We start from the raw sequence: 13,681 nt of genomic DNA, 5'->3' as shown, positions 1-13,681 counted from the left end.
GGAGTTTGGAGTTTGGAGTTTGGAGTTTGGAGTTTGGAGTTTGGAGTTTGGAGTTTGGAGTTTGGAGTTTGGAGTTTGGAGTTTGGAGTTTGGAGTTTGGAGTTTGGAGTTTGGAGTTTGGAGTTTGGAGTTGTAAAAATTCTTCCCTACTCCTTTAGTTCTAAAACATATCAGCGGGGTCGGTGGCTTGGAGTTTGCGGGTTGCGATCGCACCGGAAATTGCACACATAATGATAGTCAGCACTAATACCTGCAATGCTCGAATCGCAGTCATGTACATGGGCAAATTTGTAGCACTGCGAGTCAGTTGATAAAGTGCTAAGGATACTCCTAATCCGGGGAAGAAGCCCAGTGCTGCCAATATCAACGATTCTTCAAGTACCACACCTAGCAGGTAGTAATTGCGATATCCCATTGCTTTGAAGGTGGCGTATTCCCGAACGTGGGCATTAACATCGGTGGAAAGGACTTGATAGACGATAATCACGCCCACCACAAAGCCCATCGATACACCCAGGCTGAAAATAAACCCAATTGGGGAATTTGTTCTCCAGAAGTTGTTTTCAAATTCAATAAATTCGGCGTGGGTTAAGACTTTGACATCATCTTTTAGGTAGGCTTTCAATGTTGCTGCTACCTTTTTCGGGTCATAGCCTGGTTTTACCTTTATCAAACCTAAACTGACACTGCTGGACTGTCGCCCAGAAAATAGCCGCAAAAAGTTTTGATCGCTGGTAATCAAATTGCCATCAGAGCCAAAGGAAGCCCCGACTTGAAATAAGCCACTAATGGTAATTGTGCGCCGTTCTATTTCGGTGGTTAGGGTTTTACCTTGGTCAATTTGAGCGATCGCTTTTTGATAATCTCCTCTAGCACCACGATCGAACAAGACAGCACCTGGTAGCTTGATTGTCTGCAATTGCTGGTTAACATCGGGTAAGTTAAAGGCTGGCTTATCTGGATTAAACCCAATAACTAACACCCCCGTCTCACGGTGTGTTTGGGGATTTTTCCAGATTGTGTTGTTGAAATACATTGCTTCTGCTGACTTCACCCCTGGTATATCCATTGCTTGGTAAAGTCGCCGACGAGAAAATGTAGACAAGCTTGGCAAGTTACGGGCTTGAGGACTGGTTAAAACAATGTCTGCCTGTAAACTGCGATGCAGTCTAGTGTTACTGTCATACAGCGCAGTCTGAAAGCCCAGTTGCATGAACATGAGAAGATCCGCAAAGGCAATCCCTGACAATGCCACTAAAAGACGGCTTTTTTCATGATTCAGTTGCAGCCATCCAAGAGGGGTTCGCCGTCGCAGTTGTTTAATCACATTATAAGAAGGGGGGAGTGGGGAGTGGGGAGTGGGGAGTGGGGAGTGGGGGAGGCAGGGGGAGCAGGGGGAGCGGGGGGAGCAGGGGAATGGAGTTCAAAGACTCGTCAGCGAGTATCAAAGACTCATTCACGAGTATTAAAGACTCGTCAGCGAGTATCAAAGACTCGTCAGCGAGTATTAAAGACTCATTCACGAGTATTAAAGACTCGTCAGCGAGTATCAAAGACTCATTCACGAGTATTAAAGACTCATTCACGAGTATTAAAGACTCATTCACGAGTATTAAAGACTCATTCACGAGTATTAAAGACTCGTCAGCGAGTATCAAAGACTCATTCACGAGTATTAAAGACTCGTCAGCGAGTATTAAAGACTCATGCCCAATGCCCAATTCCCAATTCCCAATGCCCAATGCCCCATGCCCAATTCCCCATGCCCTATTCATAATTCAATTACTGCCTTAACTTGCATATTGGTTAAGGTGGCGGCTTTTCGGCTGGAGGCTTCATCTAGTCGGATATGGACTTCCACTACTCTGTTATCGATATTGTTAGCAGGATCTGTGTTAATGACATTCTGCCGCCGCACTTGTAAGCCTTTGCGATCTACGATTCCCTGGAATTCAATGGAGAGGGAATCACCAAATACTCGCACTTGCTGCCCTGAACGCACTTTGTCGATATCGCTTTCGTAGACTTCGGCTATGACATACATCTGGTTGGTTTGTCCGATATCAGCAATGCCATCATTTGATATTAATTCGCCAGGATGGGTATGGATCTCAAATACCTGTCCATTTTGAGGCGATCGCACCTCGGCCTGTTTTAAATTTACTTTTGCCAGATTCATGGCTGCTATGGCACGATTGACTTCTGCTTGGGCAGCTTTTATATCCACTTTGGGCACTTCGGCGATTTCATCGAGTGTTGCTGTGGCTTCTTTAATCTTTTGCTGGCTAGTTGATTGAGTCCGATTTAACTGTGCTTGTGCTTCTTGCAGGCTTTTTTGAGCGGTTTCCAAGTTTAAACGCTTGTTATCTCGTTGGGAGGCGGAAATTGCGCCCTGTTGATATAGTTTCTGATAGCGTTCATCTTCTGCTTGGGCGTTACGCACTTCGGCTTGGAATCGCTCAATTGTCACTGCTTGGGCATTAATATCACCTTGGCGTTCTGCTTCTAAGCGAGCGATCGCGGCTTTTTGAGCGGCAATTTCACCGGGTTTAGCACCTGCTTGGATGCGGTTTAGGTTTGCCTGGGCTACTTTTACTTGTTCCTGTGCCTGTTCTAATTCTGCTTGCAAGCGATCGCGGCTGTTCAAAATCGCAATCACCTGTCCTGCTTTTACCCTATCCCCCTCTTTCACTAACAACTTTTCTACCCGACTTCCTTCCGCAGATACCGCAGCAGAGAGTTTAATTACCTTTCCCTGTGGTTCAATCCGCCCTAAAGCTGTTACCGTTTTTAACTGTGGCAATTGTGTTGCTGGCACTTGTGTCTCTGAATTTGCATAATTTTGCCAGCTTTTTAGTATATAAAAACTTATTCCGCCAATCGATAAAAATGCAATTATACCTATACCAACGGATAGACGCAGAAGAGACTTAGGGAACGTTCTGTACCCTAGCTTTGAGTTTCGCACCATAGATTACCTCTTAACTAGTGGCGCAGAAAAAATTAAATAGTTATTGTTATACCAATTCTGTATGAAGATGCGCTAAACCATATTAGGACTGAAGTATAAGGAAGAAAAACGAACCGCAAAGGGCGCAAAGGACACAAAGAAAGAAAGAAAGAAAGAAAGAAAGAAAGAAAGAAAGAAAGAAAGAAAGAAAGAAAATTTGGCGCAGCCTCACAAAGAAATGGTATTAATCTTTCGATTCCAAGTTCATTAAAAATGGTAATTGTTGAGAATTTACCAACCTACTGCGATTTAGCTGGGATAACAACAAGTCACTCTCCAGTATTAATAGACTTATGTTTTTGATGAAATACTTTTGTTTTTTTAAAGTACTCAGGTATAGTAAATGTTTTCAAACTCGCGGGTTGTAACAGCGCCAACAATTAGAGACAAATTAAATCAAATAAACCTTTTTATCAGAGAATACAAATAAAGTTTACTTTCTAAAAAATATCTTTAAATTTGATATTTATATAATTTTTAGTGATATATTTACCTCCGAAAATTTATTTTCTTGAGTTGTCTTTTAAATAGACCAATCCATTTGCTACCAATAACCTCACTGCGCGATCGCAACTGTGTTGATAACCTCTTGGCATTTCATAATTGTTATATTAAGCCCGGGTAATTAGTTATGATTCCCACAGTCATTGTACCCCACCCCCAGCCCAGGGCTATTTCATTCTCATCTAGCCCGCCTCAGAATGAATTCACCTCTCTTATAGCGAAAGTCATCTAAAGATGACTGAGAAAAGGTTCTAGTCCGTTTTAACGGACTTTAGCTATTAGCCTAGAACTTTAGTTCTGGGCGGTTTATGTATAGAATGATATCATGTCCGCTTGATTACTTATTAAACCCGAAGAACCCCACCCCGCCAAAGCATAGCTTTGTCTCCCCTCCCCGCTCTTCGGGAGGGGTTGGGGGTGGGGTGTAATGACTGTGGTTAGCGTAACTATTTATGCGGACATGATATGAAATGTCTATACAAAAAAACCCGCCTGCGCGGGTTATAACAAGAGGCTTAATTGACTGAAACTTTAGCTTTTTGTTACTTCCAGTGTTTGGGTATTTTAAAGTTTTCTGGTAGCATTGTTGTGCGATCGCCAATCGCCTGTTCAATCTGCTGTAATTCAAGGTTTTCACATCCGCTCAAGTTTGCTCTAGAGAGGTTAGCTTCTTGGAAGTTAGCATCTTGCAGGTTGGCTGTACTGAGTAACACAGCTTCTAAGTTGGCTCCAACAAGTTTTGCGTTTTGCAAGTTACTACCAATCAAGTTTGCATCTTGAAGGTTGCTATCCTCAAAGTTTACTCCTTCCAAGTTAGCATCACAAAGGACTGCTCCTTCTAAGTTGGCACCACAAAGGATTGCTCCTTGTAATTTGGCATCACAAAGGATTGCCCCTTCCAAGTTGGCATCGTAAAGGATTGCCTTTGAGAGGTTCGCTTTTCTGAGGACTACGCCTTGGAGATTGGCTTCTGGGAGCATTGCTTTTTGTAGATTGGCTTCATACAAGATTGATCCACAAAGATAGGTTATTGATAAGTCTGCCTCTGAGAGATTTGCTCGTGTAAAATTGACCCATTGCAAGTTAGCTCCTACGAGAATTGCCTTAGAGAGGTTAGCTTCGGTTAAGTCTGCATTACTGAGGTCTGTATTGCGTAAATCTAGTTTCTGATTTACCGGATCTTTATATGAATCGCGTCGTCCAATGACAGTCAAGGCTGTTTGAATATCTGTAGGAAGTTTTGATAAGTTCTGTGAGTCCTCATATTTCTGATTTACTGGGGCATTCTCGCGGATAAACGCAGCGAGAATTTCCATAATTGTCCAATGGTCTTTGTGAGAATCTCTGGCAATTCGCTCTAAAGCATAAATTGCAGCAAACCGTGTTTCAATCTTTTCATTTCCCAACTGTTCAATTGCTTTAGAAAAACGTTCTGGAACAATTTCTTCTAGAGTTTCTTGGGTATTCTTAATGTCAGTTACCATGTTGTTATCCCAAGCTAGTGTCCGATAAAGGAGTTTGGTTAACACACTCTGATTTTCACCAAAAGAGAGTCTGGAAGTATAGTAAGCATTAATTATTAATGCTAATCCTCCAATGATTATGGCAACAGTTGTTAATGCTTGATTAATATATTGTATTTTTTGTTGATTTGAAAATACTGCAAGGGTTTCAAATAATGAAAAAATTAGAGTTAATGTGAAAATAAATATAATTAAGATAAATACTAACAAAGTCGTGAGTCCATTTGTCTTAATGAGAGACATGTCATAAGTCTTCATATCTGACCCCTTACGTAAATAATTTTAGGTTGATTTTAAGAGGATATGCAAGGTTATGATAGAGTACAAACACGTAACTACTTGACAGATTCTTAAATCTACTTCATAGAAATCATCTATGAAATCTTTGATAACTTATTTTTCAACGAAAATCGGCGGGAATCCCATCCCTTCAAGGGGTGTCCGGGATAGCCGCCCGCCGATTTAGTCATTAGTTATTAGTCATGAGTCATTGGTGCTAATGACTAATGACTAATGACTAATGACTTCGATTTCCCCCCGGCTTGAAGCCGGGGGATGAGTTAAACATCCCCTGAACTGCGGTGGTTATATCATGTCCGGGTAATTCGTTATGATTCCATAGTCATTGCACCCCACACGCCAGATGCTCCACTTGGGGAGACCCCAAGACCGCACTGGCTCCCCTTAATCTCCTCCCCAAAGCATCGGGGAACTCGGGGCGCCCCCTCTGGGGATTAGGGGCAGGGAGACAAAGCGCAGCTTTGGCGGGGTGGGGTGATTCGGGTTTAATAAGTAATCAAGCAAACATGATATTAGTGGTAAAGACACAACATTGCTCTGCCTGAAACGAAGCTATGCCACGCAATTGAAACGCTTGTATTAGCTTTGAAAAATAATTTAAAAATTTTAACATTAATGAGGTTCATCTAATTACTCAGGTTGATCGCAAACACCTAATACCAATTCTGTATGAAGATGCGCTAAACCATATTTAAGTACAAGAAAGAAGAAAGAGAAACGAACCGCAAAGGACGCAAAGGACACAAAGAAAGAAAGAAGTTAAAAGGGTTTGGCGCAGCCTCACAAAGAAATGGTATAAGTACAGTTTTGCGTAAAAGCGTAGCGTTTCCAATGCAGGGGAACGCATTGACATTGCATTGAGATGCATTAACAAGGCCGCCGACACATTAACAATGCAAGCCGACGCATTAACAAGGCCGCCGACGCATTAACAAGGCCGCCGACGCATTAACAAGGCCGCTGGCGCATTAACAAGGCCGCTGGCGCATTAACAAGGCCGCCGACGCATTAACAAGGCCGCTGGCGCATTAACAAGGCCGCCGACGCATTCATTGCCATTGCAGGGTATTGCCAAATTTAATTCGCTACGAATTAAGGAAATGCTGTACTAAGTAGATTGGACTAGATTAGAAATCGCCGTGAGCAATTCCTCTGGTGCTACAGGTTTAACGATGTAGTGTTGAAAGCCTGCTTTTAGTGCTTGCTGCTGATTGATTTCGCCTGCATAAGCAGTCAGAGCGATCGCTGGAATCTGTTTTTCCCCTATTTCTGCTTCTAGAGTCCGCACCTGTTTGATCAGCATATAGCCGTTCATCTCTGGCATCCCAATATCGCTGAGTAAGATATCTGGCTTTGACTGTGTTAGCGCTTGTAATGCTTCATCTCCTGATGCTACTGTGGTGACGATCGCTCCAAACTGTTCCAGCACAAAGCTGAAAAAGTCGCGGGTATCAGCATTGTCATCTACAATCAGAACTTGTAAACCCATCAGGGGAGAAGAAGGAAAAACGGCAGTTGAGGAATCAGCATTCGTGTCATCCTTGATTGTTGCACTTTCCTTGAGCAAAGGTAATCTAACTGTAAAGATAGCTCCTTTGTCCTCGCCAAGACTTTCAGCCAAAATCGTTCCACCGTGCATTTCCACCAAGTGACGAGCGATCGCTAAACCTAACCCTAGCCCACCAAACTTTCTAGTTGTTGTACCATCACCTTGACGGAAATAGTCAAACACATGAGGTAGAAAATCAGGATCAATACCTTTACCTGTATCGCTGACAGTAATCTGCACATGAGCGTCGATGCACTCCAATTGCACATTTACTTTTCCCCCAGTCGCTGTAAACTTGACGGCATTCGATAACAAATTCCAGAAGACTTGCTGTAAGCGGGCTAAATCACCCAAAACTTTCCCCTGCGGATCAAGCGCCGTCTCAATCTGAATGGTTTTTGCCTCTGCTGCTAAACGCACTGTTTCCATTGCGGCTTCAATGGTGAATGCCAGATTGACTGGCATCATGTTGAGATTGAGTTTGCCTTGAAGGATGCGAGAAACATCCAGCAAGTCTTCAATTAGTTGAGCTTGTAACTTGGCATTGCGTTCAATGGTTTCAAGAGCTTTTTTAAGTGATATCTCATCAAATTTACGGCTCTGCAACAGTTTTGCCCAGCCGATAATTGGATTCAGGGGCGATCGCAATTCATGGGAAAGTACTGCTAGAAACTCATCTTTGATCCGGTTAGCAGCCTCTGCTTCCGCCCTGGCTCTTTGCTCAAGTTGCAAAAGGCGATCGCGTTCTGATTCGGTGCGCTTGCGATCGGTGATATCAGTTAGCATAGCGATCGCGCCCAAGAACTCATTTTGTTCATTCAAAATCGCTCTAGCAGAAATCAGTGTCCAAATGTACGAACCATCCTTGCAGCGCAATCGACCTTCTTTTAGATCGCTCCCTTGTCGCTTCAGCCACTCCAGTTTCTGTTCGGCTGATGGGATAGCAGCCCGATCCATAAAATCAAACATAGAACGACCAAGCATTTCTTGAGCCGGATAGCCTAACATTTCACAGAAGCGTTGATTTACAAACTCTGTTCGTGCTTGAGAGTCAATCATCCAGATTCCCTCATAAGAGGTATCAACAATTCGGCGATACTTGGCTTCACTCTTCTGTAACGACTCTTGTGCTTGCTGGCGCTCACGCCGATCCTTGGCTTCCCGCAATGCCCGTTGCACTGAGGGAACTAACCGCCCTAATCGTTGCTTTAATATATAATCGGTTGCACCATTCTTCAGGGCTTCGATCGCTAATTCTTCACCCAGCGCGGCAGAAACAAAGATAAAAGGAACCTGTGGACAGTGATTTCGGGCAATTTCTAAAGCTGAAATTCCATCAAAAGAGGGTAGGGCATAATCGGCAAGAATTAGATCAAAAGTCTCTGCTTCCAAAGCAGCCAGGAAATCAGCGCCAGTTTCAACTCGTATTAGTTCGCAATTAATTCCGCCTTCACTTAACATCGCTTCGGCAAGCTCTGCATCTAACAAACTATCTTCCAAAAGCAGGAAACGGAGTATATTCATCAGTTCCTCTCCTGTTGACGATGAGGTGCTGGAGGTAGAGCGCCAATAGGGGGCTGATTAATGACTGCCCAAAACAGTCCCACACCCTTGATAGCATCGGCAAACTCATGGTAATCAAGAGGCTTGACGACATAGGCATTAACACCTAACTCGTAGCATCGAAGTAAGTCTGGCTCCTCACGGGAAGAAGTTAGCACTACGACTGGAATCACTCGCATTATTGGGTCAGATTTTAGTTCTGTCAGCACTTCTAATCCATCGATTTTAGGTAGTTTTAAATCGAGCAGCACCACAACCGGATGCCCTTCCATCCGCAACCGGAACAGCCCCCGGCGATAGAGATAATCTAGTGCTTCCTCTCCATCACGCAGTACCACCACTTCGTTGGCGAGATGATTTTCTGATAAGGCGGCCAATATTAATTCTGCATCGTTGGCACTGTCTTCAATCAGCAGAATTCGCTTGAGTTCTTTCATTCGCCCTCCTTCTTCGGCAACTTAGGTAGTGAGAAATAGAAGGTGGCTCCATTGTCAACTACAGACTCTGCCCAGACTCGACCATTATGCCGATGAATAATGCGTTGCACGTTTGCCAATCCAACACCAGTGCCTTCAAATTTTGGGTCGCTATGCAGGCGTTGAAATACTCCGAATAGCTTGTGTACATATTGCATATTAAAGCCTACGCCGTTATCTTGTACAAAAAAGACAACTTCGTTTTCATTGTCAATACTGCCAACAGTAATTTCTGCTGGGTTTCGAGTCTGCGTATATTTTACGGCATTGTCTATGAGGTTGCGAAGCACGAGCCGCATCATGGAGGGGTCACCTTGCACTTCTGGCAATGACTCTATGTGCCAATTGATTGTGCGTCCTGGGGTTTGGATTTGCAAATCGCGTTTTATATCTTCCACTAGTTGCTCCATATTGATGTTGATGTAGCGCATCTCGGTGCGCCCCATGCGAGAAAATGTGAGCAACTCATCTATTAGTATTCCTGCCTGTTTGCTAGTTTCTGCAATTATTTTTAAATAACGCTGACTTGTTTCATCTAATGTAGTTGTTGAGCTATGCCGTTTCTGAAGCAATTCTATAAATCCGGCGATGTGGCGAAGCGGCGATCGCAAGTCGTGAGAGACTGAATAGGAGAAAGATTCGAGTTCTTTGTTGGCGGCTTCGAGTTGGGCTGTGCGCTCTTGAATCCGTTGCTCTAGCATTTCGTTGAGTTGTTGCAGGGCGGCTTCGGCAATTTTGCGATCGTGAATGTCGCTGGCGATGCCCACCCACTTGATAATCTGTCCGGCTGCATCTCGAAATGGCAAACCCCGCACAATATGCCAACGATAGCTACCATCAGAAACTCGACGGAAGCGAATTTCTATTTCGTAGTTTGTAGCATTAGCAACAGCCTCCATCGAAGTTTTAAAAACGCGATCGCGGTCATCGGGGTGAATGATATAAATCCAGCCATACCCAGCAGTCTGCTCCATTGTCAGTCCACTGTAATCAAACCAGTATTGATTGCAATAAGTAATACCACCATCCCTATCGCCCATCCAAATAGCCTGGGGCGACACTTCTGTTAAAATTCGGTATCGCTCCTCGCTGTCACGTAGCGTTGCTTCTGCCAGATTGCGATCGTGGATATCAACACAAGAGCCGATATAGCCGAGAAACTCTCCTGTTGGTGCAAACCGAGGCACACCAGTATCGAAAACCCAACGGTATTCGCCATCATTGTGTCTGAGGCGATATTCCATTTTAAATTTTTGTCGGGCATCAAAGGCATTGATGTATGTATCTAAGCAACGTTGAAAATCATCAGGATGAATACCTTCAGCCCACCCATTGCCCATTTCTTGCTCTAGAGTCCGCCCAGTAAAATCTAGCCAGGGTTTATTAAAATAGTTACAAAGTTTGTCAGTACCGGACATCCAGATTAGTACGGGAGCGGTGTCTGCCATCTGGCGAAAGCGGGCTTCACTTTCACGCAACGCTGCTTCGGCAAGTTTACGATCGCTAATGTCGGCGATCAGTCCCAGCATCCGCACTGCTTTCCCTTGAGCATTATGATAAGTATGACCCCGTGCCCAGATCCAGCGTAATTCTCCATCAACACGGCGAATGCGGCACTCAAAATCCCAGGTATCCTGATTAATTAGAGCGGTCTGAAATTTGGCATCAACCAAAGCGCGATCTTCAGGTAAGACATGCTCCAGGAACATGTCGTAAGTCCATTCGGGTAGAAGAGACTCGTAGCCAAAGATTTGGTCGTGTCGTAGGGAACGGTGAGCAGACTGGTTGCTCAAGTCCAGATCCCAGTCACCCAATTCTGCGGTTTGCAGCGCAAAGTTTAGCCGCTCATTGCTCTCGCGCAACGCCTCCTCTGCCTGATTGCGATCGCGCAGCGCAGCTTGCTGTTCGCTAATGTCAGTAATTAATGCCGCATACCCTTCAACGGTTCCCTGTTGATTAAACTGGGGAACATAAATAGCATTAATGTAGCGTGTTCCACCTTCTTTATAAGGAACTTCACTTTCAAAAGTGACCTGCTCTCCTGCAAGTACTTGTTCCACATAGGGACGAACTACTTTATAGGCGGGTTCACCCAAAACTTCCCAAATATGCTTTCCATAAACTTCGGTCGTCGAATGCCCAAACCATTCTTGATATGCTCGGTTATTGAAGCGGTAGCGTTGTTCTGAATCTACAAAGGAAATCAGAACTGGCAACGTATCTGTAATCAAGCGAAGTTCTGTTTCTCGTTGCCGCAGTGCCTCTTCCATCTGCTTGCGGTTGGTGATGTCACGCCAGCAATCGATTGCACCGATAATCTGACTTTGGGAATCCCGAACTGGTACTACATTAGCGATCGCTGTAATCCGGGTTCCATCAGGACGTTCAATGATGCATTCTTCATCGCGGATTGTTTCACCGTAGCGCGTAGCACGGTATAAAGGCAATTGCTCTAGGGTGGGGCGCGTTACACCATCAGCTAAAAACAGACCGATGGATTGAACGTACTCGCCAGAAGTCATACCAACGAGGGATTCACCAGTTCTGCCCAAAAGCTCTTGCGCGAGTTTGCTATTGGCGATAATTGGGAAATCAGGAGGGCCGTCGGTGATCGTAATTCCCTCTGGGACGTGTTCTAAGAGCATTTGCAGGATGCTTTGGGCAATTTCGGCTTGTTTGCGATCGCGTAGCGCAGCTTGCTGTTCGCGTAGCGCAGCTTGCCGTTGGCTCAAGTCAAGAACAAAACCAATAATTGTCCTATCTCCTTGCTTGGCAAAGCCAATTAAGACGGGAACTTGAGAGCCATCTTTGCGGATGTATTCTTGCTCAAAGGGCTTACAACTCCCAGTAATTCTAAGTTCTTCAATTGCTCGCTCACTCACCTCAATGTATTCGGCTGGAGTAATCTCGCCCCAGCGAATTCTACCAGAGCGCAAATCCTCGCGTGTATAATTGAGCATTTGTAGAAAGGCATCATTGGCTTCAATGATTAAGCCGTTCAGATCAGCCACAATTACCCCAATAATATTAGACTCTGTTAAGCGACCAAACCTTGCCTCGCTTTCACGTAGAGACTTCAGACTTGCCTCAGCTTTCCGTTGCGCTGTGCGCCGTGATTCGTTGAGCGAACTGATTAACCCTGCTGCCAGAATGAACACGACCAGAGGTACTAAACTTAGATTTGTAATGTTATGGGAATAGAGTGGCTTAAAAAAGAAGTAGTTAATTGCCAAAGTAGACAAAACGGTAGCAAGTAACCCCGGGCCCAAGCCACCGTACCAGGCACTCACCATCACTGCAACATAAAATAGCGCCGCAGGCGTTGACGTGAGATATGGGTTGAGCAGCAGAGTTGCCCCCAGTGCTAAGGCAACGGATAGCAAAGCAATACCATAATGCAGCAGTTGCTCTCTACTGCCAGTAAAAATGTTTTTAGGTTTCGATGCCCTCACTTTATGAGCCATAACCCTACTCTGCTTCTGGAAAATACTGGTTTAGCAGCCTTTTGCCGGGTTTACTCATCTGCCGTAACATTTCTTTTATTCGTTTTAGCGTTATCCGTGAAGGCACTGTATGCTCATTTTCTCAATGATTGACTGTTTTGAATGAAACTTTTAATCTAGCAGCAAACTGTTTCTGAGAAAAATTGAGTTGCTACCGAAACTCCCGAATTAAATCTAAAATCTCCAGCCGCTTTCTTACAGACATCTCCTTTTTCTATCCCCATAGCAATGACTAGGATAGGACAGGTGTCTTATTGTTTATCTCCTGCTGAGGGAATATTTCTCAGGTTATACCAGTAAGTTGGGTTTCGCTGTCACTCTAGCTAATCTTCTATTTTAAAAGGCTTAACGTTGGAGTTAAAAGGCTTAACGTTGGAGCTAAAAGGCTTAACGTTGGAGCTAAAAGGCTTAACGTTGGAGTTAAAAGGCTTAACGTTGGAGCTAAAAGGCTTAACGTTGGAGCTAAAAGGCTTAACGTTGGAGCTAAAAGGCTTAACGTTGGAGTTAAAAGGCTTAACGTTGGAGCTAAAAGGCTTAACGTTGGAGTTCAAAGGGTGAAACTTAAGCTTTCCAATGTTTGGGTGGTTGAAGATTTTCCGGTAAGATTGTTGTGCGATCGCCTTTTGCCGATTCAATCTGGGTTCCATAATCTAACCTTTGCTCGGTTGATAAACCTTCAACATTCACAAAGGCTAAAAAAAACAGCAATTAAAAAAAGAATAAATATAAAAGAGACGCGATAAATCGCCGTCTCTACTCTTAATATCATGTTCGCATAATTAGTTATGATTTCCACAGTCATTGCACCCCACACGCCAGATGCTCCACGCAGGTGAACCCCAAGACCGCACTGGCTCCCCTTAATCCCCTCCCCGCAAGCAGGAGGGGAGGCGAAGCGTAGCTTTGGCGGGGTGGGGTTCTTTGGGTTTAATAAGTAATCAAGCGAACATGATATAATCTATCCATCAATTATTTATTGACAGACTACTATTAACCAATTTCTCAGAGAGTCTGTGTTGTTATCAGACATATAGCAATCTTAAACGATTTATTTTTTTAACGAACCGCAAAGGACGCAAAGAGCGCAAAGTAAGAGAATTGTAAAGGGTTTTTGCTTTAGTCCCGTGAGTAGCCCTGTCAAGGTGACTTTTTTGCAGTCGCTAAAAGTTTGGCAGTGGAAACATGTGGATGCTGAGGGTCATACTTTGGAGGATCTTTCTTCTTCTTTGGAGCACGGGTATGTTTGAGAAAAG

General features: G+C 44.2%; 8 protein-coding genes. All 8 read right to left on the bottom strand.

Going from position 1 to position 13,681, the window contains the following annotated elements; genetic code table 11:
- Positions 1-160 precede the first annotated feature (160 nt).
- The 8 genes from devC to LC586_RS36610 all read right to left on the bottom strand — a co-directional run bounded on the left by devC (position 161) and on the right by LC586_RS36610 (position 13,075).
- A complete protein-coding gene (gene devC, locus LC586_RS36645) occupies positions 161-1,327 on the bottom strand; it encodes an ABC transporter permease DevC (RefSeq protein WP_229490497.1) in 1,167 nt (388 codons plus the stop codon).
- 1 nt (position 1,328) lies between these two features.
- Positions 1,329-1,775 (bottom strand): hypothetical protein, encoded by a 447-nt coding sequence (locus LC586_RS36640; RefSeq protein WP_229490495.1) that lies wholly within the window; start codon positions 1,773-1,775, stop codon positions 1,329-1,331.
- Positions 1,772-2,968, bottom strand: a complete 1,197-nt coding sequence (locus LC586_RS36635; RefSeq protein WP_438822958.1) for an ABC exporter membrane fusion protein — start codon at positions 2,966-2,968, stop codon at positions 1,772-1,774. The genes LC586_RS36640 and LC586_RS36635 overlap by 4 nt, the downstream gene beginning before the upstream one ends.
- Before the next feature lie 1,088 nt (positions 2,969-4,056).
- On the bottom strand, positions 4,057-5,280 hold the full coding sequence (locus tag LC586_RS36630; RefSeq protein WP_229490491.1) for a pentapeptide repeat-containing protein: 1,224 nt from the start codon (positions 5,278-5,280) through the stop codon (positions 4,057-4,059).
- A 1,165-nt stretch (positions 5,281-6,445) separates the two neighbouring features.
- Positions 6,446-8,410: a hybrid sensor histidine kinase/response regulator gene (locus tag LC586_RS36625; RefSeq protein WP_229490489.1), complete on the bottom strand. Its 1,965-nt coding sequence runs from the start codon at positions 8,408-8,410 to the stop codon at positions 6,446-6,448.
- Complete coding sequence (locus LC586_RS36620) at positions 8,410-8,886, bottom strand: response regulator (protein WP_229490487.1); 477 nt, start codon at positions 8,884-8,886, stop codon at positions 8,410-8,412. The genes LC586_RS36625 and LC586_RS36620 overlap by 1 nt, the downstream gene beginning before the upstream one ends.
- A complete protein-coding gene (locus tag LC586_RS36615) occupies positions 8,883-12,389 on the bottom strand; it encodes a PAS domain S-box protein (protein WP_229490485.1) in 3,507 nt (1,168 codons plus the stop codon). Before LC586_RS36615 ends, LC586_RS36620 begins: the two co-directional genes overlap by 4 nt.
- 362 nt (positions 12,390-12,751) lie before the next feature.
- Positions 12,752-13,075: a hypothetical protein gene (locus tag LC586_RS36610; RefSeq protein WP_229490483.1), complete on the bottom strand. Its 324-nt coding sequence runs from the start codon at positions 13,073-13,075 to the stop codon at positions 12,752-12,754.
- Positions 13,076-13,681: the final 606 nt, after the last annotated feature.

Origin of the sequence: Nostoc favosum CHAB5714, assembly GCF_020829495.1 — a bacterium.
In the GTDB taxonomy this organism is placed as follows: Bacteria; Cyanobacteriota; Cyanobacteriia; order Cyanobacteriales; family Nostocaceae; genus Nostoc; species Nostoc favosum.
The sequence above is the reverse complement of the archived record's forward strand: the minus strand, read 5'-3'. Positions and strand labels throughout refer to the sequence as shown.

What these genes read in the sequence shown, in the direction of transcription:
- LC586_RS36640 (WP_229490495.1), bottom strand. Translation starts at nt 1,775, where the DNA reads ATGAATAGGGCATGGGGAATTGGGCATGGGGCATTGGGCATTGGGAAT.
- LC586_RS36630 (WP_229490491.1), bottom strand. Translation starts at nt 5,280, where the DNA reads ATGTCTCTCATTAAGACAAATGGACTCACGACTTTGTTAGTATTTATC.
- LC586_RS36625 (WP_229490489.1), bottom strand. Translation starts at nt 8,410, where the DNA reads ATGAATATACTCCGTTTCCTGCTTTTGGAAGATAGTTTGTTAGATGCA.
- LC586_RS36620 (WP_229490487.1), bottom strand. Translation starts at nt 8,886, where the DNA reads ATGAAAGAACTCAAGCGAATTCTGCTGATTGAAGACAGTGCCAACGAT.
- LC586_RS36615 (WP_229490485.1), bottom strand. Translation starts at nt 12,389, where the DNA reads ATGGCTCATAAAGTGAGGGCATCGAAACCTAAAAACATTTTTACTGGC.
- LC586_RS36610 (WP_229490483.1), bottom strand. Translation starts at nt 13,075, where the DNA reads ATGGAACCCAGATTGAATCGGCAAAAGGCGATCGCACAACAATCTTAC.